Origin of the sequence: Myxococcus sp. CA023 (assembly GCF_010998615.1) — a bacterium.
Classification (GTDB): Bacteria; Myxococcota; Myxococcia; order Myxococcales; family Myxococcaceae; genus Myxococcus.
Window position 1 is genome coordinate 125005 of sequence record NZ_JAAEAH010000002.1, and the last position, 25280, is coordinate 150284.

Below are 25280 nucleotides of genomic sequence, written 5' to 3' on the forward strand. Positions count from 1 at the left end.
GGACGCGAACAAAGGAGTCCGTCATGAAGGCACTCGTACGTGGCGCGCTGTGCGGGGCGGCGCTCTGGGGCGGCGCCGCGCTGGCCCAGGCGGAGGACCGCCCCATCGCGGAGCCGCGCATGCGGTCCGCGGAGACGGTGGAGTTCAGCGACAGCGGGCGGAAGCGGGCCGACACCGGCATCTATGCCCAACTGGGCGGCGGCCTGGAGGGCTACACCGGTCAGCTCGCGCCGGAAGTCACGCCGGGCTTCTCCTATGGCGCCGCGCTGGGCTACCGGCCGCACGAATTCTTCGCCGTCGAGCTGGGCTACAGCGGCGGCCTGAGCGACATCGACAGCCGCATGGGGCTGCTCGACGACGGCGAGGGCGGACCGGACATCGTTCGCAACGCCGGCCAGGCCGTCGTCGTGGGCAGCTTCACCGACACCCGGCTCCAGCCCTACGTCCTGACGGGCATCGGCCTGGACCGCTACAACGTCCGCAACGACGCCCGGGGCGCCGTCCGCGGCTTCTCCGATGACACCAGCGGCTACGTGCCCGCCGGCGCGGGCCTGCGCTACCAGATGGGCAACCTCATCACCGCCGACGCCCGGGTGAACTACAACTTCCTGTTCGACCAGGACTTCGCCCCGGGCGGCCGGGCTCCCGGCGCGCTGGACGGCCGCTACTCGGCGATGCTCTCGCTGGGCGGAACCTACTGACGGCGGCGGCGGAAGCGTCCGGGGCCTTCTCCCCCGGGTGCCCCGCCCCTTGCACGGCCTCAGTAGGGCCGATCGACATGCATCCGCGCGGCGGCCCACGTCCCCTGGAGCCAGGCGGGAAGCTGCTGCTCCAACTTCTTCGCCTCCCCTTCGGTGATTTGGGCATGAAGCGCGGAGAACACGCCGTGGAGCACCAGCCGCACGTTCTCTGGTTCGGCGTTCAGGTGGTTGGCCACCATCAAGTAGAAGTCGTCGCGGTCCAGCTTCGCGGGCGCCTCGCCGCGGTGCCTGTGACAACCGCGCAACAACTCGCGCACGTCCGGCGAGAGCTGCTCGCGCAGGTGCTCCACCCACGAACCGGACAGGCGCTCCGACAACGCACAGAACACCGCCTCGGCGGCCTTGTCCGCCTCGTAATCCGGAATCTGGGAGGATACTGCGTCCAGAAACGATTTGCGGTCCGTCCCCACGCCCAGTCCCGTCCACGAAGGCGTGCGCTCCTGCTTTTGTATCGACATGGTGTCGTCTCCTCTCCCTGCCCTTCACCGTGGGGGTGCGCGGGAGCGCTGACAGCAGACCGCGCGGCGGAGGCAGGGCCGCCCGTCACGTGGGAAGAGCCTCCGCGCGCCAAGACCAGACATGCCCGGATTCGGGACTTCCGTGTCCGTCTTTGGGACCGAGGTGACAGCCAAACGCGTCAAGCGTTTGTGTTTGATTCGACCGATGATTCCATCTGATGGAGCGCCACGCGGCGTGCTCCGCCGGAAACACATGGCGTTCAAAACCGCCTGGAACTCCTTGGGAACTGTTCAAATCCCGGCCCCACGAAGAATGCGAGGGGTGGCTGGAATGAATTCCCATCGCAATTGTCTTGAGGGCGCATCGTAAGACCGCTTGCACGGCGACCTTGCCGCCATCTCAACCATCAAGAATTGAGGATTTCATGTATCGCATTGCCGTAGCCGCCCTGGTCCTTGCCGCGTCCGGTTGCGCCACCACGGGCGGTGGCGGTGGCCGTGAGGGCAACGCCACCATCGCCGGCGTCATCCGCCTGCCGGAGAGCGGGCTGCGTGCCGATGACGCTTGCGGGCAGCTCCAGGTCATCGTGGCCTCGCCGGACGCGCCCACCAACGGGCTGGGCCGGACGATGGTGAAGCCGAGCCGCGGCAACCGCTGCTCCTTCACGGTGTCGGGCGTCCCCAGCAACACCGACCTCCAGGTCGGGCTCGCGGCGGGCGGCGGCCTGAAGTGCGAGACGGGCGCCACGCCGACCATCACCCCGGAGCCTTCCACTGTGAAGGTGAGCGATTACGGCACCGCCACGCGCGACTTCGCCCTGAGCTGCGGCGCCTGAGGTCCTGAAGCACGCCTGTGACGCCGCCCGTCCAGCCCTCCCCATGGGGCAGGCGTAGCGGCGTCACGCCATCAGCACGAACTCGTCTGGCGGGCAAGGGGCCCTTGTGGATTGATTCGCGTCGAAGGGGACGCGAAGCTTCCCGGGTCCTTCGCAGAAAGACGAGTTGGGTGATGACTCCGTACCGCTTGCGCGCCGTGACGCTCGCCCTGGCCCTGGGCGGGTCAGGCATGGCGTGTGAATCCGAAGAGCCGTTCCCCAACCTCGACGAGCTGGACCAGCTCCGCAGCCTCCACAGCCTGGGGCGGCAGCCGCCGAAGGACAGCACCAACCGGATGGACGGGGTCGCGCGCGCCGAGGCGCTGGGCGACGTGCTGTTCCACGACAGCGGCCTGTCGCGCTGCGGCACGGTGTCCTGCGCGAGCTGCCATGGCGGCGAGGGCCTGACGGTGTCCACCGCCAAGGCGAAGGGCTGCGACGGACACCTGTCCGAGCGCAACCCGCCCACCCTGCTGAACGTGGCCTACAACCGTTGGTTCATGTGGGACGGACGGGCGGACCGGCTCTGGAGCCAGGCCATCCTGCCGCTGCTCAACCCGGTGGAGATGAACACGGACGCGCAGGTGGTGCGCGCCCGGCTCACCGCGGAGGAGTCGTACACCACGGAGTACCAGGCCCTCTTCGGCAAGGCGCCCGCGGACGAGACGGACTCGGCGCTGCTGGCCAACGTGGGCAAGGTGATGGCGGCCTACCAGCGGACGCTCATGCGCATCGACGCGCCCTTCGACACGGACGTGCGGCGCTTCATCACGGCGGCCGAGGCCGGCCAGGCGGAGGCGGACCCGGCGTACCTGGGGCTGAAGACGTTCCTGCGCAAGGGCCAGTGCATCGTCTGCCACAAGGGGCCGGCGCTCACCGACGACCTGTTCCACAACATCGGCGTGCAGGACAGCAGCTCGGGCGCGGGCGGGCAGTGGAGCGCGCTAACGCCGCTGCTGGACTGGGAGTTCAACGCCGCCGGCCGCTATAGCGACGCGCCCACCGGCACCATCGCGGCGCGGCTCCAGACGCTGCGCACCCAGGCGGACCCGGCGACGCTGGAAGGCGCGTTCCGCACGCCGTCGCTGCGCAACGTGGCCCTGACGGCACCGTACATGCACACCGGCGCCCAGACCACGCTGGAGGAGGTCATCGACTTCTACAACGAGGGCGGCGATGCGGCCGGCAGCTTCGTGGGTCAGAAGACGGTGACCATCGTGCCGCTGGAGCTGACGAACGAGGAGAAGCGCGCGCTGGTGACGCTGCTCCAGTCCATGACGGGCGCGACGCACCCCTGATGCAGGCGGGGCGGCCCTTGGGGCCCCGGCACCTTTTCGCACGGGAAATGTCCCAGTTGTCCCGGCCCCCGTGTCCAAGGTGGCGAAGATGCCACCAGGGTTGAGCGCCAAGGAGCTCCAGGACCTGTACGACCGGTATGCCCCTGGCATGTACCGGAGGGCCTTCGCCTTGCTTCAGCGGGAGGCGGACGCCTGGGACGCGGTGCAGGAGTCCTGCATCCGCGTCCTCCAATCCGCCGCCGCATTCCGGCGGGAGGCCCGGCCGATGACGTTCATCTACCGGGTGACGACCAACGTCTGCCTCAACATGCTCCGCACCCGGGCCCTGCGGGATGTCGCCCCGGAGGATGCCGGAAGCGAAGGCGCTGTGGACGCGCTCGCCGCCACCGAGTGCCGCGACTTCCTGATGAAGCTGGCGCGCGAACTGGACGAGCGCGCCCTCACGGTGGCGACGCTGCACTACCTGGATGGGATGTCCCAGGAGGAGATTGCCCAGGTCCTGGGGCTCTCCCGGAAGACCATTGTCCGCGACGTCCAGCGCATCAGCGCCCTGGCCCGCGCGCTGGGTGAGCCCGAGGGGATTCGAAGAGGTGCCGGATGAGTGAACACCTGTCGGACCTCGTCATGGACGAGGTGGTCGCTGGCGGTATGAGTCCGCCACACCTGGACTCCTGTGTCGCCTGCCGTGAGCGGTTGGCGCTGCTGGAGTCGCACGCCGAGAAGGTCCGTGCCGGGCCCCACTTCGCCCGCGTCCGGGCTCGCGTCCTGTCGGAGCGGGCGGCCCCGCCACGGAAGCCCGGCGGCGCCTGGCTCACCCGGTGGCTGCTCGTCCCTGTCCTGGCCACGTTGGCCACCGTGGTGGTGGTCCGCGGAGCACGGGCGGTGGACCCGGTGACCTCGCCCGAGGGCCCCTCCCCCGAGGCCCCCTTCGCCCATCCGGGGACGCAGGAGCCGCTCCTGGGCATGCGGATCAAGGGACCTCCTCAGGTGGAGCTGCTCCGGCTGAAGGACGGCGAGATCAACCCCCTACTCCAGGAAGGCGACGAGGTGGCGCTCCGGCTGAGGAGTGGGGGGCACCGCTACGCGCTGGTCGTTGCCATGGACAGCGGGAAAGAGGTGGAGGCACTGTGGCCCCCCGAAGGACGTCAGAGCGGCGAGTTGGCCGCCGCGCAGCCCGCCCCCCTGTTCCAGGTCACCCAAGGAGACTTTGTGGTGCACGCGCTGTACTCGGAGACGCCGCTGCGGCTCGACACCGTCCGGGATTGGTTGAGCACGCTGAAGCCGGAGTGCCGCGCCGCGCCGATGTCGGCCGCGTGTCTGTCGCTCGCCGGCGTCCCCCCGGGCGTGGCGCACGCGGCCGTGGCGCTCCAGGTCGAGGCCCGTCCATGACGCTCGCCCTGCTCCTGGCGGCGGTGGTGGCGGCGCAGCCAACAGCAGCGGTCGCGGACGGCAGCCCGCGCCGGTTCGCCCTGGCGGTGGGCAACAACCGGGGCTCCAGCGCGGACGCGGTGCTGCGTTACGCGGAGCGTGACGCGCGCACCCTGATGGACGTGCTGTACGAGGTGGGCGGCGTGCGGCGAGAGGATGCCGTGCTCGTCCTGGGAAATGACGCGGACACGGTGCGACAGGCGGTGTCCCGCTTCGAGCGCCACCTCCAGGCGCAGGCGCGGAAGGGAGACCAGCTCTTCGTCTACGTCTCCAGCCATGCGGACGCGGGCGAGCTGCACCTGTCCGGCACGAACCTGCCCCTGCATGAGCTGGTGCGGTTCATCGAGCGCGCGCCGGTGAGCGTCGCGCTGCTGGTGGTGGACTCGTGCCAGTCAGGCGAGGCGGTGCGGCTCAAGGGGCTGAAGCCCATTCCCGGCGTCCTGGTGAGCGTGGAGCGGCCGGAGCTGGCGGGACGGGTCATCATCACCGCCTCTGCCGCGGATGAAGCCGCGCAGGAGTCGGACGCGCTCGGGGGCTCCGTCTTCACGCACCACCTGGTCGCCGCGCTGCGCGGGGCGGCGGACGTGTCCGGGGATGGCCGCGTCACGCTCGCGGAGGCCTACACCTATTCCTACGCGCGGACGGTGGAGTCCTCGCTGATGTCCCGCGCGGGCGCGCAGCATCCCAGCTTCCACTTCGACCTCCAGGGGAAGGGGGACCTCATCCTCTCCTCTCCCGCGCAGGCCACGTCGCTGCTGACGCTCGCCATCGACGAGCCCGGGGACTGGACCGTGTTCACGCTGGCGGGAGAACCCTTCCTGGGCAACCTGCGCAAGGGCGCGGGCACGGCCACGCTCGCCCTTCCCGCGGGTGGATACATCGTCACCACTCGCGGCGAGCACACCGCGATGACGGCGCGCGTGCAGGTGCCCGACGCCGGGCGCGCGCAGCTCACGCGGGCCCAGCTCCGCCCCCAGCGGCTGGAGGTCAACTCGCTCAAGGGCGAGCAGGCGTCAGCGTTGCGGATACACGTGGGGCCCAGCGTCGGCAGGCCGCTCGTGCCGTCCTTCGGAGCGATGATGGGTGGCACCGCCGCGCTCCAGTACACGTGGGCGGCGGCCTGGGCGAACGTCATGACCGCAGGCGTGGACGTGCGGCATGGACGGCATCCTTCCGGGAACCTCCGGCAGAACGACCACACGCTGCGGCTGGGCGTGGGCCATGACGCGCGCGTCTGGCGGAGCCTGAGGCTCCACGGCGCGGTGGAGGTAGGCGCCACCCTGTCCCAGCAATGGCAGCCCAGCAATGGAGAGAAGGCGCTCGCCCTGCAACCCATGGTGGGCGCGGTGGGCGGCGCATGGCTGCCCGTGCACGGGCCCTTCGGTGTGTCGCTGCTCGTGAACGCGGGACATACCTGGGTCCGTGAGGAGGCGGGCACCGCGTCCGCGCTGTCGCTCGGGGGGAGTCTGGGAATCAGCTTCGTGCGCTGAGTCCCAACTTCGCGGGTTCGCGTGTCCAAGGCACGACACGCGAAACTCCATCCGAGAGGCTCCTCATGACTCCCCGCCGCACCCGTGCCCGCTGGGCGCTCCCGTTGCTCTATGTGGCACTGGGAACCACCGCTTGTGACAGCCTGAAATCAGAGCCTGTCCCGCCGCCTCCCCCCGGCGAAGAGGAACCACCTCCCGAGCTGCGCGTCACCGTTCGGACCGAGGGTCCCGAGTACTGCCGGGAAGGCCAGTGGACGCTCTTCGTCTCCGTGGAAGGCGGCACGCCGGAGCGCGTGGAGCTCCTCACGAACGCGCAAGAGCCCATGATGCTGGAGGCGCCGTACCAACACGTCATCGACTGCGCCACGCATGCCGAGGGCCGCTTCTCGTTCGTGGCCCGAGCCGTGGGCGAGGACCGGAACTTCGAGGCGGAGAGCGCCTCCGTGGAGGTGGACCGAACGCCCCCCACCATCGTCTCCTGGCTCCCGCGCCTCAGCCACCCGGCTGTGACGTCTCCGCTGGCGTTCGTCTTCTCCGAGCCGCTGCAGCCGGGCTCACTCCAGCCCGTGCCCACCCAACTGCGTGACCCGGACGGGTTCTCCGTCGCCCATCGAGCGGCCCTCAGTGAGGACGGAACGGTCCTCGAGTTGGTGCCGACATCGCCGATCCGCCCTCCCACCACGCTCCATGCGGTGTTGCTCCAGCGAACGCTGACCGACCGGGCCGGCAACCTGCTCGACCCGAGCCTGACGGCCTTTTCCCTCACCCACAACGCCACCTACTGGCCTTTCGCCCGCGCCACGGAGCCCCTGGACCCGACGAACTCCTCCGTCGTCCCCATGTCGCTCGTGCTGGGAAGCGGCGTTAGCGGAACAATGCCCGTCGTCGGCTTCACCGACAGCGCATCGGAACCGGCCGTCGCGCGGTGGGATGGTCATGCATGGCAGCAGCTCCCTCCACTCCGGGCGGAGGATGCACGCTCCCGGCGCGCCCTGGACCTCCAAATTGCCGCGACGAGGGAGACCCTCGTCGCCACCTGGCGCGAAGAGGTTGAAGAAACCGGGTTCGACCAGATTCACGTGGTGCGTTACGACGGAACGGCCTGGCAACGCCTGGGGGCGCCCTACGACACACAATCCGAGTACACCCAGGTCAAGCTGGCATTGAACTGGTGGGGACGTCCCGTCATCGCGTTGGAACAGATGCCTGAGCTGAACGAAACCGAAGTGCGCGTCATCGAGTGGAACGGCACGGAATGGATTGCCCTGGGAGAGCCGCTCAGTGCCAACCCTGCGCCTCGCACCCCTTCGTGGCGGGCAGCCATCGCCGCCGACAGCGTGGTCTTCGTGAGCTGGCTGGAGACCTCCGCTGATACCGGCTCCCTCCACCTTCACGTCAGCATGTTCGAGAACGGAAGATGGTTTCCCGTGGGCTCGTCCATCCCCATCCCGGCGGACACCTCCGTGGATCGAGTGGAGCTTGCGTTTCAGCCCAACAACCGCGCTGCCCTCGCATGGAGCGAGATCAACCCCACGACCAATGTCAGCACCATCCGATTCTCATCCGCGGCGCTGCGCTCCTGGTCATCCAACTGGTCCACGCCCGAATCAATTGAAGTCCTGAGCCAGACCAGCACGCATGCATCGCTCAGGCTCGTCGTGGACCGCGACAACGAGCCGTGGTTGGCCTGGACCGAATATCCGTTTCCTCAGGACAACAAGACTTATTACCGCAGGCGCCGCGCCGGAGCCTGGGAGCCCAAGCAACTCATTTCCGGGGAGACGTTGTCGACGTTCCTCCTCGACGGAAACGCGTTCCCCTGGGTCTTGTCGGGCTTCACCGTCGTGCGGCCACAGTAGGGCTCGCCGCGAGCGGCCCCGGAGTGAGGCCGCTCGCCCAGCATCCCGGCACCGTGCTCAGCGCACCAGATGGAAGTCCGTCTGGCGCTTCCAGCCCCAGTGCACGCGGCCTTCGGCGTCGATGGTGATGTCCTCTTCCTGCGCCGAGCGCACCCGCTGGCCGTTCCACTCCGGCACCGCGGACGTGGCCTGCAGCTCGATGGAGTACCACTGGTTCGCAATCACCTTGTGGTCTCCATTGCCGGGCACACCTTCTTGGCGGTCCCACAAGCCCACCATGGGGCCGGCACCGTGGCCGTGCAGGCCAATGGGGTGCGAGTACACGGTGCCGTCGATGCCCTCGGCGCGCATCCGCTCGCGGGAGGCGCGGAGGATGTCGTTGCCCGTGCGACCGGGACGCAGCTCCTCGAAGACAATGTCCTGCAGCCGGTTGGACGTCTTCAGCGCGGCCTTCAGTCCTGCGGGGACGTCCGTCTCCCCCTCACGCAGCACGTAGCCCATGTGCTGGGTGTCGGTGTTGAGACCCAGCGCGGTGACGCCGTAGTCGCAGTGCAGCACGTCGCCACGCTGGATGATGGGGTCGTCGCCCAGCTCCTGCTCGGTGACGCCCTGCCGCTGGATGTCCACCGACGGCTGGAACCACGTCTCCAGGCCCAGGTCCGCCAGGCGCTGACGCATCCACCACTCCACGTCACGGGTGGTGGTGACGCCCGGGGTGATGACCTGGTTGGAGAAGGCCGTCTCGATGATGTTCCACGCGAGCTTCGTCTGCTCCTCGTAGAAGCGGGCCTCATCCGCGCTGCGCCAGGCGAGGAGGTCCACCGCCAGCCCGTCCACGGAGGTGAAGCGCTTCACCCAGTCCGGGCCGAGCGCCTCCGCCATGCCCTCGTATTCGCCATGGGTGAGGCCGTCCGCGAAGGCGAAGGTGCGCGACACGTTGAGGGCGATGCGCTTCGGCTGGCGCTCCTCCACCACCTGCTTGAGCACCTGCCACTGCTCGGGGCCCCACAGCTCCGCCTGCCGACTCACACCGCCGCCGTCCACCTGCCGCTGCGCGCGGCGCGGCGTGTAGATGCCTCCCTGCGAGCCACCTCCCAGCGCGAGCCGCTCCACGCCCTGCTCCGGACCTCGGTCGAAGAAGACGTAGATGGTCCGGCGGCGCGCGGCGAACGTCGTTGGCGAGACGAGCGCCTTGAAGACAGGGTCCTCGTTGTACTCGCGCATGGGGATGACCCACATGTCCACGCCGTACTGGCGCATGAGCTGGGGCAGGGCCTTCTCCACACGCTCGGCCAGCCATGCCTGCTGGCGCTTCGCCTGCTCACGCAGGGTGCCAAAGGGACGCTCGGGTGCCGGGGACTTCGCCTCGGCGGTGGTGGCGTCCGGTGCCTGTGCCTTCGGAGAGACGGTGGCGCAGGAAGTGGAGAGCAGCAACGGGGCAAGCAACAGGGTCCGAGTGCGCATGGCCGCGCAGTCTGTCACGCACCGGCACGCGGCGCGCGCGGAGTCCGCACGCCGTCAGCGGCTCACGCCCCGAGAGGCCCGCGACTCCGGAACGCAGGGAGCAGCCGTGAAATCGCCGGCGTCAGGGCACGCCCGCACAGGCCGCGCCATCCACGCCGCACACAGCGAGCAGACGGGCTTCGTCGATGGCTTTCAGGCAACCGCTCGCGGCGACCGCGTCGAGTTCATCGATGCGCACGCGCATGCACTGCACGCAGCCCGCCTTCGCGCCAGTTTCGGTTCGCGACAGGTCCGGCTCCACCGCCGCGTAGGCCGCGATGCGGTCCGCCTCGCACTGCTCGCGTGACACCGTCAGGGTTCCGCACTGTTCCTCATACGCGCACGCGGATGCCGCCACGCGCTCCGACCAGCCAGCGTAGGAGCGCTGCGGTGCCTCCGAGCCACCACACGCCACGAGCCACACGCACACCACCAGCGACGCCTTCCACGGGTTCATGCCCCCATCTCACCCGGCGCTAACGCTGGAGTCACCCTCAACGCCTGCCTGCCCGCTTGCCCCCAGCGACCTCGAGCCTCGCCGCGCTCACCCACACACAGCGAGGCCTGCGAGACGCGCGTCACTCGACCTGCCCGGCCACGGAGAGTTCCATCACGGCCTCGGCCCCATCCATCTCTCGCGCAGCACACGGCTCCACGACACAAGCATCCGGGACATAGCGCTCGCTCTCGGACAGCATGCCCGCCGCCTCGTTGCCACCGCCCATCACCAGCACCGCGCCATCGCCCAGCGCCAGGGCGCCCAGCTTCTCGCGCGGCTCGTCCAGCGCGGGCGCGGAAGACCACGTCTCCGTCTTCAAATCGAAGCGCTCCACCGACGCGAGCGCCCCCGTCGTGTAGTGCTCGCCGCCCATCATCAGCACCGCGCCATCCGGCAGCACCACCGTCGCATGATGCTCACGAGGCACCTTGGGCGCTCCCACCAGCGTCCACACACCCGTCTCCGGCGAATACACCTCCGCCGTGGCCGCCGCGCGCGCCGTGGTTCCCCCCACCACCAACACGCGCCCATCCGGCAGCAACGTCACCGAGTGCGCCAGCCGGTGCGTGCCCGCCGCCCCACCGGTGAGTCCCGCCTTCTCCCAGAGTCCCGTCACCGGGTCATACAGCTCCGCCTGCAGGCCACTCACGAACAGGGCCTTGCCGTTGGCCAGCACCACCGCCGTCTGAGCCCCACCCCGTGAGAAGCCCGGAGGCGACACGGCGCTCCACATCCCCGTCGCAGGATCGAACACCTCCGCCGAGCGCAGCGGCCGCTGGTCCACATCCGTCCCCCCCGCCACCAGCACGCGCCCATCCGCCAGCAGCACCGCGGCCGGGTCATTGCGCGCCACGCCCATGGGGCGCACCTCCGTCCACGTCCCGGTGGCCGGCGCATACACCTCCGCGTCCGCAAGCGCGCCCATCGCCAAGCCGTTGGAGCCGCCCATCACCAGCACTCGGCCGTCCGTCAGCCGCACCGCGGCGTGGTTGCGCCGGCGCGTGCGCAGGGCCCCCGTCTCACGCCAGCGGCCCGTCTCCGGCTCGAACACCTCGCAGCTGCCCAGCGTTCGGCTCCCGTCATGCCCGCCCGAGGCCAGCACATGCCCGCTCTCCATCACCACGAAGGGCAGGAGCTTGCGGGGTGTGGACAAGAACAGGCCCTGCTCCGCCGCCCCATTTCCCCCGTCCTCCGCGCGCGGACCCGCGCTGCAAGCGAACGAGACAGCGAAGAGAATGACCGTGACACATGATGCCGAAAACCGTTGCATGACCCCACCTGGAATGCCCGTCGAAGCAGTCATGTCTAGACTGACCGTCTGACATTCCAGGGCGGTCCAACCTGAGTGATTCCCGACGCTTACCCGGCACTCGGGGCCTGTCCGGCCACCTGTCCAGAGCGGGCCGGAGCGAACGTGCAACGCCTTGCGTCACTCGTTTTCTCGCGGCTCAAGACTCCACGTCGACATTCACGGGCTCGCGCTCCAGTCCCTCGGAATGGCGAGGCGGGAGCGCGCCGCCGTCGTCATCCACCTCCAGCGCGAGGAGCGGATGGTCCGCGTTGACCAGGTAGACGTCGTGGCCGCGGATGAAGTCCACGTCGGAGAACTCCACCAGGTAGTCGCGCCGGGGAATGGGCATCAGCCCCTGCTCCAGTTCGAAGTGCGTGTCCCCGATGCCCGCCACGCGCCCGATGACACGGCCCGTCGCCGTCCGCACGGTCATGCCTTCGTGTACGTCGTCTGTCCGAATCATTCCGGCCTCCTCGCGCTCGGGTGCCCGGCCCGTCCGGGACTCCCAGACAACAGTGCGAGCGGGCATGACGGGACGCACCTGCAACGGCGCACACGGTGGAGCGCTCGCGACGACGGCCCGCCGCTCCACCACCGCGCGAACGCAGGGGCCGCCGGGCCTCATGTCCTGCCAGGAGAACGCGAGGCGCCTGGCCGCCAGCCCTGGCGTACTCCGGGCAGGCGGCGAGGCCACATGGGTATGTGCGTGCCTAACGTTCCAGGCAGGAGGTGCACCATGTTGCTGGAACTGTCCGCCGTGGAGGCGCGCGACGTGAAGCAAGCGTTGGACACAGCGCTGCGCGCGATCTTGGAAGAGATGGCCCATGCGGACCCGCGCGCCCATCGCGACCTGCTGCGCGAGCGATATGAGCGGCTGGACCAACTCAACCGCCGGCTCGACATGAGCCTGGAGGGAGAACAGGTCTACGCCTGAGGCCCGCTACAGGGCCCGGCCCGACTTCGCATCGAAGCGCCGCGGCTTCGCCGCGTCATACCGCAGCCACACCGGAGCGCCCGTGGGCACACGGAAGTCCCCGGCGGCGCGCGCCACCATGCGCTCCCCGGCCACGTCCACCGTCACCCAGCTCTCCGCGCCCATGGACTCCACCAGGTACACGCGGCCCTCCAGCGCGTCCGGTGGCGGCGTGCCCTGCCCCACCTCCAGGTGCTCGGGACGAAGCCCCAACACCACGTCCGCGTCCGGCAGCCCCAGCGTCCGGGGCCTCACCAGGTTGATGCGTGGCGCGCCGAAGAAGCCCGCCACGAACAGGTTCGCCGGCGCGTCGTACAGCTCGCGCGGCGGGGCCACCTGCTGCACCTCACCCTGGTTCATCACCACCACGCGGTCCGACAACGTCATCGCCTCCGCCTGGTCGTGGGTGACGTAGACGAAGGTGGCCTTGAGCTGCTCGTGCAGCTTCTTGATTTCCCCCCGCATCTGCGTGCGCAACGTCGCGTCCAGGTTGGACAGCGGCTCGTCGAAGAGAAACACCTTGGGACGGCGGACCAGGGCGCGCCCCAATGCCACGCGCTGCCGCTGGCCTCCCGACAGCTCCTTCGGCTTGCGCGACAGCAGGCCCTCCAGCCCCAGCAGCGAAGCCACCTCGCGCACGCGCGCGTCGATCTCCGCCTTCGCCATCCCCGCCACCTTCAGCGGGAAGGCGAGGTTCCGCGCCACGTCCAGGTGCGGGTAGAGCGCGTAGCTCTGGAACACCATGGCGATATCCCGCTCCCGCGGTGACATGTCATTCACCACCGCGCCATCGATGCGCAGCGTGCCGCCCGACATCTCCTCCAGCCCGGCGATGAGGTTCAGTGTCGTGGACTTGCCGCAGCCCGACGGGCCCACCAGCGAGATGAACTCGCCGTCCGCGATGTCCAGGCTCACGCCCTTCACCGCGACCACGCCGCCCCGGTACACCTTGCGCACGTCCTCCAGGGACACCGTCGCCAAACGCCTTGCCTCCCGGGCGCCCGGCCTCTGGACGCCCCATGTGTCATTCCGTCTCCCCCACGGACCTCGAAGCATCGCGCCCTCCGCTCCCAGGGCAAGCCCCGTGGCGAGGGGCCGCCCCGCCTCTGACCGCCATTCCACACCGGGATGGAAGCCGGGCGGCCGGGCGCCCCTTCCCCACGCCTGGCAGCCGCTTCTTGGAGGCGGAAGGCGGCGGACGCGCACTATGTTCGCGCGGCCATGAGCCCCTCGAGCCCACCGTCCTCCCGCCAGTTGGCCATCGAAGTGCGGGACCTCCACAAGTCCTTCGGAGACCAGCACGCGCTGCGTGGGGTGAACCTGGAAGTGCCAGAGGGCACCACCTGCGTGCTGATGGGCGTGTCCGGGTCGGGCAAGACGGTGCTGATGAAGCACATCATGGGCCTCTTGCAGCCGGACCGGGGCACCGTCCTGGTGGATGGCGAGGACATCGCGCGGATGAACGAGGCCGCGCTCGACCAGATGCGCCGCAAGCAGGGCATCCTCTTCCAGGCGAACGCCCTCTTCGACTCGCTCACCGTGTTCGACAACGTGGCCTTCCCCCTGCGCGAGCGCACCCGCATGCCCGAGGCAGAAATCGCCGAGACGGTGAACAAGACGCTGGAGCGCGTGGGCCTGTCGCACGCAACGCAGCGCTTCCCCGGCGAGCTGTCCGGCGGCATGCAGAAGCGCGTGGGCTTCGCGCGCGCCACCATCCTCCAGCCGAAGATTCTCCTCTACGACGACCCCACCGCCGGACTGGATCCGCTCACCACCGCGGCGGTGAATGAAATCATCACCACCGGCAAGCAGCAGCTCGGCGCCACCTCGCTGGTGATTACGCCGGACGTGGCCTCCGCCTTTGGCATGGCGGACCACCTGGCCCTGATGCACGAAGGCCGCATCGTGGAGTACGGCCCGCCAGACGCATTCCGTGAGTCACAGCACCCCGCGGTGAAGGCCTTCCTCCGCAACTGGCTCCGGCGCCGCGCCCAGAACAAGCGCGCGGCCCAGGCCTGAGGCGGCGCGTACCCGGAACGCGCGTTGCAAACAGTCCGGTCCACCGCGCGAGTGCGGCCCGACGACCACGATGCTTCCCCCATCCCCTTCGCCCCTCGTGGCACCCTGGACACGGAGCGGCCTGCTGGCCACCCTCGCCGTGCTCATGTCGTGCAGCACGCCCACGCCGCCGCCGGAGCCACCGCGCGTGGTGCTCTGGGCCTGGGAGCGGCCGGAAGACCTCCGCTTCCTCGCGCGGACGGGGCGCCCGGTCAGCGTGGCCTTCCTGCGCGCCACGCTCGCGCTCACGGAGACGGAGGTGCGCGAACACCCGCGCCGGCAGCCGCTCCACGTTCCGCCCGGGACACCCTTGAGGGCCACGGTGCGGATGGAAACCCAGCCGGGCGCGTCGCTCGCGCGGTACCCGCCCGAGCGACTGCACGCGCTGGCGGACCGGCTCGCCACGCTGGCGCGCCTTCCGGAGCTGACGGCACTCCAGATTGACTTCGATGCCCGCGCGTCCGAATACGACGCCTACGTCGCGCTGCTCCAGGCGCTCCGCCAGAAGCTGCCCACATCGATGGCGCTGTCCATCACCGGTCTCGCCTCATGGTGCACGCCCGGAAGCTGGCTGACGCACGCCCCCGTGGACGAGGTGGTGCCCCAGCTCTTCCGCATGGGCCCGGAGGCCCCCACGTGGCGGGCCCGCTTCGCGCGCGGACTGCCCGCCCCTTGCCGGGGCAGCGTGGGGCTGGCGCTCGATGAGTGGCAGGCCGTGCCCCCTGGCGTCTCCACCCTCTATGTCTTCAACCCCCGGCCCTGGACGCCCGATGCGTTCGCGCGCGCGGTGGCGGAGCTCCATCCATGAAGAAGCTGCTCATCACCGTCACCAGCGGCCTCGCGTTCCTGCTCACCCCCACCGAAGCGAGGGCGTGTGCCCACGATTTCGCCGGGCCCGTGTTCGTCACCAGCAGCCATCCCGACTGGCCGCTCTCCACCTTCGCGGCCGGGCGGCTGGGCGTGGTGCACGGCTCGATGCGCACCGCCTACCTCGCGTTCGCCTACCGGACGATGATGGGCATTCCCACCACGCCCGAGGAGCAACAGCCCCTGGTGACGCGCTGGGAGCTCATGCACCAGGCGTTGCCGGAGCACCTCTCCCTGACACCTGGATTCCAGCGTTGGCTGGCGGCACGGAAGCAGGTGGCGCCTCAGCTCCCGGAAGCCTCGCTCGCGCATTCCCGGCAGGTGAAATACGCACAGGTCCCCCGCATCCAGGGTGACGCGTTCCAGCGCGCCGCGAACACCGCCACCGACCTGGCCCAGGCGTGGAAGAAGCACCCCGCGCTGGTGGAGGAGTGGGTGCGCAACCAGGACACCGTCTTCGGCCCGTGCGCCAGCCTGCCGGAGCCCGACCCGCGGCTGGATGAAGGCGTGAGCGCGCAGCACCAGGCCCGCCGGCGGGACGAGCGCGCCTACCAGGAGGCGGCCTCGCGCTTCTACTGCGACGACTATCCCGGCGCCCTGTCCTCGTTCCAGAAGCTCGCTGCGTCGCAGGAATCGCCCTACCGGGCGCTCGCCGCCTACCTCGTGGCGCGCACCCACGTCCGGCAGGCGCTGATGGAGAAGCAGGGGGAGTATCCCTTCGAGTCGCGGGAAGACGCCGTCTTCCTCTCGCGACTGAGCGAGGCGGACCGGGTGCTCGATGGCGTGCTCGCCTCCCCGGAGCTGCGGAGCGTCCATGCGTCCGCGCGCGGCTTGCGGAGCCTGGTGCGCTACCGGCTGCGACCCAAGACCTGGCACTGTGAGCTGCTGTCGCACGTGCTCGAACCCGGGACGGGCACTGCCTTCGCCGCGGAGCTGGGCGACCTCGACCTGATGTTGCGGGAAGCGAGCACCTGCGAGGGCCTCCCCGCGCCCGCCGAGGCGCTCCAGGCGTGGCTCCACGCCATGAAGGACACGCCCTACAGCGCGGCGCCCGATGCGGAGCGCCGCGCGCAATACGACGGAGCCCTGGCCCGATGGAAGAAGACGGCGCACATACCGTGGCTCGTCGCCGCGCTGAGCAAGGCGACGCCGGACGCGCCGGGCGTGCCGGAGCTGCTCGCCGCCTCCGCGAAGGTCGCGCCCACGTCTCCCGCCGGCCTGATGGTGGCGTACCATGCCGCGCGGCTCTTGCATGGCCGAGGCGAGGTGGAGGCGGCGCGGGCGCGGCTCGCGACGGTGCCCGCCGAGCTGACCCGGGACCTTCCCTCCACGGACAACCTGCTGCGCGAGGAGCGGCTCGCGGTGGCCAGAGACCTGGACGAGGCCATGCGGGAAGCCGTCAACATCATCGCCGACTATGAAATGACCAGCAGCTACTCCGAGCCCTACACCACGCCGCTGGCCGAACGGCCCCGGCTCTTCAGCCCGCGCGCCGTGGCCATGCTGGAGCCCCGGCTGACGGCGAAGCGCATGGGTGAGCTGGCGGCGGGGGACACCCTGCCTCCCGCCCTTCGGCGGCAGCTCATGTGGACCGCCTTCGCACGCGCCACCGTCGCGGGTGATGACGCGACGATTCAGGCCGTGGCGAAGCGCCTGGCGGAGACGGAGCCCAAGGCCAAGGCGGAGCTGCTGGCGCTCGCCGGCAAGCCCACGCCCGAAGAGCGTCAATTCGAGGCCCAGTTGCTCCTCATGGGACTGCCCGCCGTCTCGGCGCGGCTCTACCCGGGCGAGGACCGGCTGGCGAACACGCATCCCAACCTCAGCCTCACCATGGACATCTCCTACCAGCGCAACGGGTGGTGCGGCCCGAAGCCAGACGCGAGCGTGCCCTCCGTACACTTCGAGGACACGCCCGACACACCGGACGCGGCGCGGGAGTGGAAGGCCCTCCAGGACGCGGGCAACTCGGTGCCCTACTTCGCCCGCGTCGCCATGGCCTGGGCCCAGGCCCACCCGGATGACCCGCGCTCGCCCATCGCCCTGTTCCGCGCGGTCCGCGCCAGCAAGCGCGGCTGCGGACAGGCCACGCGCGAGGCCCGGGATGCCTTCCGATATCTCCACAAGCACTACGGCAAGACGAGCTGGGCGAAGCGCACGCCCTACGTGTACTGACGGCCTGCCTACAGCACGCGCTGGGTGGCCTGGCGGATGCGGTCGGGATGTGGAGTGACTGTCCGGATTATCTTCTCAGCCGCTGAGATGGTGTGCGTTTGCATTCGAATGGCACGCGTGGTGTAGCCTCCCGGATAACGGGAGTACGCGTGTCCATGCAATCACAAGGCAGCAAGGTTCTTCGTACGGTGACGGTGATCCTCGCGGTCCTCCTGCTGGGTTTCGTGGTGCTGACGGCGGCTGGAACCTTCTTCGGTGGGACCAAGATCCGCCCGCTGTTCGGCATGCCGGAGGGCGGCCTGCAATCCCTCGATGACGGTGACACGGCGCCCCCGGCCACGCCGTGATGAGTCTGGAGGTCCTAGGCGGGGGGGCCGCGATGTCCTTCGGGGTGCTCGCGTGTGTCTTCTGGCCCTTGGAGAAGGCCTGGGCCGCGCGCCCCGGACAGCCGCTGCTGCGTCCTGCCTTCCGCACCGACCTCGCCTACTTCGTCGCGCAGTACCTGGTGCTCGCGCCGCTGGCGCTGTTCGTGTTGAGCCACGTGAAGGCACTCTGCCAGGTGGGTGTCCTGACCGGACTCCAGGCCGCCGTGGCACACCAGCCCTGGTGGCTCCAGGCACTTGAAGCGGTGGTGCTCTGCGACCTGCTCGTCTACGGCTTCCACCGACTGTCCCACCAGGTGGACTTCCTCTGGCGCTTCCACGCCGTCCACCACTCCGCCGAGCACCTCGACTGGCTCGCCGCGCACCGCGAGCACCCAGTGGACGGACTGCTCACGCAGTTGGTGGTGAACCTCCCCGCGATGATGATGGGCTTTCCGCTCGAGACGCTGGCGATGCTCATCGCCTTCCGCGGGATGTGGGCCATCTTCATCCACTCCAACGTCCGGCTGCCGCTGGGCCCCCTCGGCTTCCTCTTCGGCGCGCCCGAACTACACCACTGGCACCACGCGCGCGAACGGCACACACGGCACAACTTCGGCAACCTCGCGCCGTGGACGGACTGGCTCTTCGGCACCTACCACCGGCCCACCGGGCCCGAGCAGTATCCGCTCGGGCTCGTGGAGCCGTTTCCCCGGCGCTTCTGGGCCCAGCTCCTCTCGCCCGTGACGCGGGCGACTGACAGCAGGAATACGCCACGCTGAGCTGGAATTTCGTTCCCGCTGGCGGCAATCCGTCACCCCGCCCTGGAGGTCCGCGTCTCTGATTGCGCGTCCAGGAATGTTCCCAAGGTGGCATTGACGAGCGCGGGCTCCTCCACGGTGGAGGAGTGCCCTCCGCGCGGCAGGGTCACCAGACGTGAGCCGGGAATGAGCCGGTGCAGGCGCTGCGCCTTGGCGGGGACGGTGGCCGTGTCCTCGGCGCCGACGACGACGAGCGTGGGCACGCGGATGTGTGGGATTTCATGGGCCACGCCGCGCCGTTCGATGACGCCGTTGACGGCGCGCCAGATGTCGCGGCGGTTCTCCACGAGGCGCGTGCGCCAACGGCTGCGCTCCTCGGCCCGGTTGGGGTCCGTCATGAAGCTGCGGCCGAACATGATGCGCATCACCGGGTCCGCCACCGGGCGCAGGCCCGCCAGGCGCGCGGTGAGGTTGAGCAGCGTGTAGCGCGGCACGTTGTGAAGGGGCTCCGGGTCGGCGGACGTCTCCATCAGCACCAGCGAGCGCAGCAGGTCCGGACGCCGCGCGGCGATGCGCATGCCGACGAAGCCGCCCATGGACAGGCCCACGAAGTGGCAGGGCCCCACGCCCAGCTGCTCGATGAGCGCCACCGCGTCCAGGTACACCGTCTCCATGTCGATGACGCGCGCCGGAGGCACGGCGCTCTGGCCCTGGCCCCGGTGGTCATAGGCGATGCAGCGGTAACGTCCGCACAGCGCTTCCACCTGCGGGTCGAAGAGGCGACAGCTCCACAGCAAGCCGTGGCTGAAGACGACGGGCACGCCCGTGCCACCCGAGTCCTCGTAGTACAGCTCCGTTCCGTTGACGGTCAGCATCGACATGCGCAGCACCCTCCCCGGCTGGCGAGGATAGGCGAGCGACTCACACGAACGGGTACGCCCCTTCGCGGAGCCGTTGGCCGGATGACGTCGCGCTGCCCTCGGAGCCCACGCGACTGGCTACCAGAGTCCCTTGGCTTGAAGCAGCTCGCCCACGCGGCGGGGCTCGGCGCGCCAGGCGGTGAAGAAGTCCCCAGCGGCGTCGGGGGACAGGTTCTCCCAGATGAGGCGGCCGGTGTCCTCCTCGCGGCGGCAGCGCACGAAGGTGGAGCGCACCTGCTCGGGCGAGTCGAAGGTGAGGCTGTCGAGCAGCTCTGGACTCTGGCTGGTGAGCAGGGCCTGCCGGGGTTCGAGCTGTTCGAGGATGGCGCGGACCTGCCGGGGGTGGAAGGCGTGCGCGACCTCATCCGCGATGACGACGGCGCGGGCGTGGGCCAGGTAGTGGAGGAAGGCCACCAGGCGCTTCTGTCCGTAGCCGAGCTGTCGGGCGGAGAGGCGCTGGCCGGCGGCGGTGACGAAGCAGAGGTCCAGGTTTCCCAGGGACAGCGTTTCGTATTTGCCCTGGGGTTGGGTCTCCAGCGGGGACAGGAGCGCCTCCGCGGACGCGAAGCCGAGGAGCCGGGCGGCGTCACGGAGGAAGGGGACGTTCTCCGAGGACAGCACGTAGCGGGCGGCGCCCCACTGCGCGGCGGCGACCTTGCGCAGGCCGTCGAGCAGGTCCTCCGAGGCCACGCCCGTGCCCGTGGCGAGCACGCCCTCCGCGCGACGGGAGAGCCGCAGCTCGGCGCGCCAGAGCTGGTCGAAGTGGGCGAGCCCCTCGTCGAAGCGGCGGAGGTCGGCCTGCGCGGAGACCTCCCGCGCCATGGCGAGCATCGGCTCGACGGCGGCGGTGCCCTCACCCGTCTTCTCCACCCAGGCGATGCCGCCCGTCATCAAGACGAGCCAGAGCCGGCCACCGACTTCGGGAGCGATGCGCTCGTGCACGACGTCGGTGGTGTCGTCCTCGCGGGAGACGCGGAGCTGCTGGCCCTCGCGGTGGATGACCAGCGGCCAGGCCATGTCGCGCGGGGCCACGGTGATGTCCATGGACAAGCCGCTCGTGCCCTCCGCGCCCGAGGGCACGTTGCGCACGCGCACGGTGATGCGGCCGGTGTCCGCGGCCAGCGCATACTCGAGGTCGAACGCCTCATGCCGCAACGGCGTGAAGTCCGAGCTGACCACGGCGGCGGCGAGATCCAGCAGCGTGGACTTCCCGGTGCCGTTATCTCCGAGCAGCACGTTGAGGGACGGGCTGAAGAGCAACCGCGTCCCGGGCTTCACGGAGCGGAACTGGTGGACCTGGAGCCACTGGAGCTTGAGCATCAGCCGGAAGACTGGCTCCCTGGACGCTTCAGCGTCAACTCGCGCCGCACGGCAGCATGCCCCCCTGGGACTCCCAGATGGGCCGGCGCTTGTCCACCCACGCGAACACCTTGTTGGACCAGAAGCTGGCCATCGTCAGCGTCACGCAGTCTCCGGTATCGACATGGACGATGTCCCACTGGTCGGCGTCATTCCGGGCCCGGGTGTCGAAGCCCAGCCGATGCTGGCCGTCGAACGTGGCGAAATGCACGAAGCCACCCACCGGAACCCACTGCGCACAGGGCAGGACGCACAGCGCTGGCTCCCGCACGACGAGTCCATCATGCGCGCGCCAGAAGAGCTCGACCTGGAATGGAAGCGGTCCGCCAAGCTGCTCCGAGAGCGCCTGGAGTGCCTCGGTTGAAGCGGGTGGGTGGAAGACCACCTCCAGCCCACGAGAGGCGCTCCGCTTGTCGAGGGCGCGGCGAAATTCTTCCACTCTCATTCCGACTCCATGGCGGCGATGGAAGGACGCAAGGATGCGCCATCCATGAGGGTTCCGTGATGCAACGACACGGGGCGCCCTGTCTAGTTTCCCTCATATGACAACACCTGGCTCGAACCGGCGGCTGTGCGTCCTCATCCTGATTGCGGCAAGCCTGGGCCTCACGGGCTGTTTCAATCGCATCCGCTGTGGCCCCACTGACTGTGCGAAAGGAACCGCCTGCTGCAACAGCGGCTGTGGCATCTGCACCGGCCCCGATGAGGCGTGCATCCTCCCGTTCTGCGACTGGGGGAATCCCACCCAGATGACGCCGGAGGACGTTCCTGACACCGACCTCTACGACCACGCGGGTGGACGACTGGCCTATTCGAGCCTGACCCTCACCGGCGATGACGCACCCTCCGGCACCTACAGTGGGCCCTCGGCGCGCTTCAACGTCCAGCACTATGCGTGGCCCACCATCGCCGCGCGGGCGCACCTGAGCGGTTCGACGTTCACCCACGTCGAAGGCCTGGACCTCCCAGAGTCCGAGCGGCGCGCCTGGTCGGCGGGCGCGGGCGTCTCGAAGTCACTGTCCTTCCTGGGCCCCTCGTTCGACATGACCGCCAACCTCGACGGCGAGTACGTCAACGCGCGAGGCTTCGCGGGCGTGCTGACCCCAGCGCCGCTGTCGGCCGGTGGCAGGACCACCCTTGCGCCCAGCCTCGTCGTCCGGAACGCCCCCTCGCGCTGGCCCTTCCAAACCCAGCTCACCGCCCATGCCCGCTACCTTCACCTTTTCGCCCGAGGCCCCGGTGACGTGGGCCTCCTCGACGTGGGCGTGGGCGGCGGCATCCAGAGGGAGCACGTTCAGGTGTTCGGCAGCCCCACCATCAACCTGGGGCTCGGCCTCAACTACCGGTTCGCTGGTGAGCTGACCTCCGGCGCGTTCCGCACGCACGAACTGGGCGGCGGCCTGTGGGTGACCCACCGGAAACTCCGGGCCGGCATCGAGACACACGCGGGCTACGCCCGGCTCACTCCGCGAACGGACGCACGCACCCTCACGGGGATGCTGCGCTTCGACTACTACTGGGACGCGGAGCTCTGAGCTGTTGTCCAAGCCCGCGCAGTCGCATCGCCCCCGGAGGCCGTGCATGACAGCAGCCCTGCCCCACGGGCTGCCTGTCCTGCCCTTCTTCATGCACTGACACGCAGTCCCGTCCCTTTTTCTGTCCACCAGACGCAGGGCAGCCCCGCCGGCCGTGGTGGCTGGGCAACGCGCTTCCTACCTGTGCGCGCGCTCCCATGAATGCCCTGCTGCTCGCAGTCCTGCTGTCCCACGCCTCCAGCCTCCTGCTGGCCCAGGCGGGCCCCGGCACCGACGCGGGCGTGGAGCCCCCCGCGACCCGTGCTCCCGCCCTCTCCCCGGAGACACCCGAGCCGCCGAAGTTCCCGGTGTCCGACCCGCTGCTGGAGCCCGTTCCCCCGGCCGAGATGCAGGTGGCGACCTGGGACGAGGCGCTGCACCTGCTGCGTCAACGCTCCACCAGCCTGTACACCGCACTGGCCCAGGTGGAGTCCGCCGCGGGCGCGCAGCGAATCGCCCTGGCCGCGTTGCTGCCCACGCTCACCGGCACCGTCTCCGTCCAGTACAACGTGCTCAACCCCAACGCGACGCCGCTGCTGGGTGGTGGTGGCGGCGGCGTGGGAGGCGGCATTGGCGGCGACGTCGGAGGCGCCCAGTCACCGGGCCTCACCCGCCCGCCTTTCCTGGGACTGCTGAACGCCACCCAGCCCCTGTTCAACCTCCCGTCCATCATCGCGCTGGGCACCGCGCGCGAGGCCCGGCGCACCGCCAACCTGTCGTTGGCGGAGACGCGGCGCCAGCTCACCAGCGCGCTGGCCCAGTCTCTAGTGCTCGTCGCCGCGCAGGAGCGGACGGCCGAGGTCAACCGCGTCAACCTCCGCACCGCCCTGGAGCGACTGGCCCTCACGGAGCGTCGCTTCGAGCTGGGCGCGGGCACGCGGCTGGACGTGGTGCGCGTGCAGCAGGACACGGAGACGGCGCGCAACCTCGTCGTCCTGGGTGACGAGACCCTGCGCAAGGCCCGTGAGACGCTGGGACTGGTGCTGGGCATTCCTCGAGGCGTGGGCCTGGTCCGGGGCGTCCAGTTGGAGACCCTGCTCCAGCACTCGCGGCGGGACTGCCAGCAGTTGGAGTCGCTCGACCGGCGCGCGGACATCGCGGTGGCGCGCTCGCGGCGCACGCTGGCGGAGCGGCAGGTGTCGGAGGTGAAGGCGCGTTATGCCCCGACGCTCGCGCTGACCAGCACCACCCTGGCCCTCACCGTGGAAGAGGGCTTCGCGACGGTGCCGGTGTGGAACATCGGCGCCAGCCTGGTGCTGCCCTTCTGGGATGGCGGCGCGCGTGAAGGCCAACTGCGGCAGACGCGCGCGGGCGTGGAGGTGGCGAAGCAGGGGCTGGTGGAGCTGGAGCGCACGGCCTCAGTGGAGGTGCTGCAGGCCCGGCGCGCCGTGGAGGTCGCGGAGGCGGCCGTGCGAATCGCGGGCCGGGGACGCGCCCTGGCCGAGGAGAATGACAGGCTCACCCGGCGCAGCTTCGAGGTGGGAACGGGAACCAGCCTGGAGCTCATCCAGACAGCGTCGGACCTCCGCCAGGCGGAGCTGCTGCTGGTGGTGCGCGAGTTCGAGCTGGAGCAGGCGCGGGTCGCGGCGTTTCTCACGGAGGCGGCATGCGATTGGTGAGGGCGTGGAGCACGGGGCTCGCCGTTCTGCTCCTCGCGGGCTGCCGCTCGCAGAGCGATCCGGGGCCGCAGGGAGGCCAGGAGGCCACGAACCAGCCCATGCCGGTGGAGGTGGAGCGCCTGGCCCCCGCCGAGGTGCGCGAGTCCAACGAGTACCTGGGCGCGCTCATCTCCCGCAGCAGCATCACCGTCTATCCGCAGGTCGCGGGTTACGTGAAGGCGATTCCGCTCGAGCCAGGAGCACGCGTCCAACAGGGTGAAGTGCTGCTCGTGGTGGACCCCCGGCGAGAAAGCGCGGGCCTGCGCGCCACCCAGGCGCAGCAAGCCGCCGCCATGGCGCAGCGAGAGTACGCCCAACAGACGCGCAAGCGCAGCGCGCAACTGCTGAAGGAGGGACTCCAGAGCCGCCAGGACCATGACCAGGCGGTGGCGCAGGCACTGCAAGCCGAGGCCAACGCGCATGCCATCGAAGCCCAGGTGCAGGCCCAGGAGGTCCAGCTCGGCTTCTACGAAGTGAGCGCGCCCTTCGCCGGCATCGTGGGCGATTACCCGGTGAACGTGGGCGACTTCGTGACGCAGCAGACGGTCCTCACCACACTGGACCAGAGCAACACGCTGGAGCTGTCCGTCCAGATTCCCGTCGAGCGGGCAGGCACCGTCCGGGTGGGCACCACGCCAGTGGAGGTGTTGGACCCGGAGGGCCGGCTCGTGGTGTCCGCGCCGGTGTTCTTCGTAGCGCCCACGCCCAACGCCACCACGCAGCTGGTGGAGATACGCGGCGTCTTCGAGAACACCGTGGGCCTGCGCGCGGGACAGTTCGTGCGCGCCCGGGTCGTCTATGCCACGCGGGAAGCCTTGCGCGTCCCGACCTCCGCCGTCACCCGCATCAGCAGCCAGGCCTTCGTGTTCGTGGTGCAGGACTCGGACGCGGGCACCGTGGCGCAGCGGGCGCCGGTGAGCCTGGGCCTCGTCTCCGGCAATGACTACGAGGTGACGGGCGGACTGGACGCGGGCACGCCCGTGGTGCTCAGCGGCATCCAGCTGCTCCGCGATGGCCAGCCCATCCAACCCAAGGCCCCCTCGCGCAAGCCACCTCATGGCGTGGGCGGCAGCGGCGCCGACGGCGGCACCCCGCCGGAACAGTGAGGGGCCGC

25 protein-coding genes are annotated in these 25280 nt (G+C 69.9%); 16 read left to right on the top strand and 9 right to left on the bottom strand.

The features are described 5' to 3' along the window. Positions 1-23 precede the first annotated feature (23 nt). Positions 24-701, top strand: a complete 678-nt coding sequence (locus tag F8M74_RS00930) for an outer membrane beta-barrel protein (protein WP_216619839.1) — start codon at positions 24-26, stop codon at positions 699-701. Positions 702-760: 59 nt separating this feature from the next. Here the strand turns inward: F8M74_RS00930 and F8M74_RS00935 are convergent, their stop codons facing one another. Beyond that, positions 761-1219, bottom strand: a complete 459-nt coding sequence (locus tag F8M74_RS00935; protein ID WP_141254867.1) for a DUF2267 domain-containing protein — start codon at positions 1217-1219, stop codon at positions 761-763. Between the two features lie 425 nt (positions 1220-1644). Here F8M74_RS00935 and F8M74_RS00940 point away from each other — a divergent pair, with 425 nt between their 5' ends. From F8M74_RS00940 to F8M74_RS00965, 6 genes are all read left to right on the top strand, one after another. Then, positions 1645-2055: a hypothetical protein gene (locus tag F8M74_RS00940; RefSeq protein ID WP_171410180.1), complete on the top strand. Its 411-nt coding sequence runs from the start codon at positions 1645-1647 to the stop codon at positions 2053-2055. Positions 2056-2228: 173 nt separating this feature from the next. Next, positions 2229-3392 carry a cytochrome-c peroxidase gene (locus F8M74_RS00945; protein ID WP_141254869.1) on the top strand — a complete coding sequence of 388 codons (1164 nt, stop codon included), beginning with the start codon at positions 2229-2231 and terminating at the stop codon, positions 3390-3392. Between the two features lie 88 nt (positions 3393-3480). Then, positions 3481-3993, top strand: coding sequence for an RNA polymerase sigma factor (locus tag F8M74_RS00950; RefSeq protein ID WP_216619838.1), 513 nt, complete (start codon positions 3481-3483; stop codon positions 3991-3993). Next, positions 3990-4781 carry a hypothetical protein gene (locus F8M74_RS00955; RefSeq protein ID WP_141254871.1) on the top strand — a complete coding sequence of 264 codons (792 nt, stop codon included), beginning with the start codon at positions 3990-3992 and terminating at the stop codon, positions 4779-4781. The genes F8M74_RS00950 and F8M74_RS00955 overlap by 4 nt, the downstream gene beginning before the upstream one ends. Further along, complete coding sequence (locus F8M74_RS00960; RefSeq protein WP_141254872.1) at positions 4778-6310, top strand: caspase family protein; 1533 nt, start codon at positions 4778-4780, stop codon at positions 6308-6310. Before F8M74_RS00955 ends, F8M74_RS00960 begins: the two co-directional genes overlap by 4 nt. A 65-nt stretch (positions 6311-6375) precedes the next feature. After that, positions 6376-8169, top strand: coding sequence for an Ig-like domain-containing protein (locus tag F8M74_RS00965; RefSeq protein ID WP_228559590.1), 1794 nt, complete (start codon positions 6376-6378; stop codon positions 8167-8169). Positions 8170-8226: 57 nt separating this feature from the next. On the opposite strand, the gene F8M74_RS00970 is transcribed toward F8M74_RS00965, so the two are convergent. The 4 genes from F8M74_RS00970 to F8M74_RS00985 form a co-directional block, all read right to left on the bottom strand. Next, positions 8227-9633: a M24 family metallopeptidase gene (locus F8M74_RS00970; RefSeq protein ID WP_141254873.1), complete on the bottom strand. Its 1407-nt coding sequence runs from the start codon at positions 9631-9633 to the stop codon at positions 8227-8229. A gap of 121 nt (positions 9634-9754) precedes the next feature. Next, positions 9755-10129, bottom strand: coding sequence for a hypothetical protein (locus F8M74_RS00975; RefSeq protein ID WP_141254874.1), 375 nt, complete (start codon positions 10127-10129; stop codon positions 9755-9757). 121 nt (positions 10130-10250) lie between these two features. Further along, positions 10251-11324, bottom strand: a complete 1074-nt coding sequence (locus F8M74_RS00980; RefSeq protein WP_228559592.1) for a kelch repeat-containing protein — start codon at positions 11322-11324, stop codon at positions 10251-10253. 295 nt (positions 11325-11619) lie between these two features. Beyond that, positions 11620-11925, bottom strand: a complete 306-nt coding sequence (locus tag F8M74_RS00985; RefSeq protein WP_141254876.1) for a DUF2171 domain-containing protein — start codon at positions 11923-11925, stop codon at positions 11620-11622. A gap of 273 nt (positions 11926-12198) precedes the next feature. Between F8M74_RS00985 and F8M74_RS00990 the strand changes: the two genes are divergently transcribed. Further along, a complete protein-coding gene (locus F8M74_RS00990) occupies positions 12199-12396 on the top strand; it encodes a hypothetical protein (protein ID WP_141254877.1) in 198 nt (65 codons plus the stop codon). A 6-nt stretch (positions 12397-12402) separates the two neighbouring features. Here F8M74_RS00990 and F8M74_RS00995 read toward each other — a convergent pair whose 3' ends face one another. Further along, positions 12403-13416 carry an ABC transporter ATP-binding protein gene (locus F8M74_RS00995; protein WP_141254878.1) on the bottom strand — a complete coding sequence of 338 codons (1014 nt, stop codon included), beginning with the start codon at positions 13414-13416 and terminating at the stop codon, positions 12403-12405. A gap of 240 nt (positions 13417-13656) precedes the next feature. Between F8M74_RS00995 and F8M74_RS01000 the strand changes: the two genes are divergently transcribed. The 5 genes from F8M74_RS01000 to F8M74_RS01020 all read left to right on the top strand — a co-directional run bounded on the left by F8M74_RS01000 (position 13657) and on the right by F8M74_RS01020 (position 18676). Further along, positions 13657-14454, top strand: a complete 798-nt coding sequence (locus tag F8M74_RS01000) for an ABC transporter ATP-binding protein (protein ID WP_141254879.1) — start codon at positions 13657-13659, stop codon at positions 14452-14454. 70 nt (positions 14455-14524) lie between these two features. Next, positions 14525-15301 (top strand): DUF3142 domain-containing protein, encoded by a 777-nt coding sequence (locus tag F8M74_RS01005; RefSeq protein WP_141254880.1) that lies wholly within the window; start codon positions 14525-14527, stop codon positions 15299-15301. After that, entirely contained in the window at positions 15298-17532 is a 2235-nt protein-coding gene (locus F8M74_RS01010; protein WP_141254881.1) for a hypothetical protein, read from the top strand. Before F8M74_RS01005 ends, F8M74_RS01010 begins: the two co-directional genes overlap by 4 nt. 155 nt (positions 17533-17687) lie before the next feature. Further along, positions 17688-17879 (top strand): hypothetical protein, encoded by a 192-nt coding sequence (locus F8M74_RS01015; protein ID WP_141254882.1) that lies wholly within the window; start codon positions 17688-17690, stop codon positions 17877-17879. A 32-nt stretch (positions 17880-17911) separates the two neighbouring features. Next, positions 17912-18676: a sterol desaturase family protein gene (locus tag F8M74_RS01020; protein WP_228559594.1), complete on the top strand. Its 765-nt coding sequence runs from the start codon at positions 17912-17914 to the stop codon at positions 18674-18676. A gap of 32 nt (positions 18677-18708) precedes the next feature. On the opposite strand, the gene F8M74_RS01025 is transcribed toward F8M74_RS01020, so the two are convergent. From F8M74_RS01025 to F8M74_RS37650, 3 genes are all read right to left on the bottom strand, one after another. Further along, positions 18709-19536, bottom strand: coding sequence for an alpha/beta fold hydrolase (locus F8M74_RS01025; RefSeq protein ID WP_141254884.1), 828 nt, complete (start codon positions 19534-19536; stop codon positions 18709-18711). A gap of 117 nt (positions 19537-19653) precedes the next feature. Then, positions 19654-20895 carry an AAA family ATPase gene (locus F8M74_RS01030; protein WP_141254885.1) on the bottom strand — a complete coding sequence of 414 codons (1242 nt, stop codon included), beginning with the start codon at positions 20893-20895 and terminating at the stop codon, positions 19654-19656. A 34-nt stretch (positions 20896-20929) separates the two neighbouring features. After that, positions 20930-21379 carry a hypothetical protein gene (locus F8M74_RS37650; RefSeq protein WP_228559596.1) on the bottom strand — a complete coding sequence of 150 codons (450 nt, stop codon included), beginning with the start codon at positions 21377-21379 and terminating at the stop codon, positions 20930-20932. Between the two features lie 97 nt (positions 21380-21476). Here F8M74_RS37650 and F8M74_RS01040 point away from each other — a divergent pair, with 97 nt between their 5' ends. The 3 genes from F8M74_RS01040 (at position 21477) to F8M74_RS01050 (ending at position 25272) form a co-directional block, all read left to right on the top strand. After that, on the top strand, positions 21477-22469 hold the full coding sequence (locus tag F8M74_RS01040; RefSeq protein ID WP_141254886.1) for a hypothetical protein: 993 nt from the start codon (positions 21477-21479) through the stop codon (positions 22467-22469). Positions 22470-22666: 197 nt separating this feature from the next. Continuing rightward, complete coding sequence (locus F8M74_RS01045) at positions 22667-24127, top strand: TolC family protein (protein WP_141254887.1); 1461 nt, start codon at positions 22667-22669, stop codon at positions 24125-24127. Beyond that, entirely contained in the window at positions 24115-25272 is a 1158-nt protein-coding gene (locus F8M74_RS01050) for an efflux RND transporter periplasmic adaptor subunit (RefSeq protein ID WP_141254888.1), read from the top strand. The genes F8M74_RS01045 and F8M74_RS01050 overlap by 13 nt, the downstream gene beginning before the upstream one ends. The last annotated feature ends 8 nt before the right edge of the window (positions 25273-25280 follow it).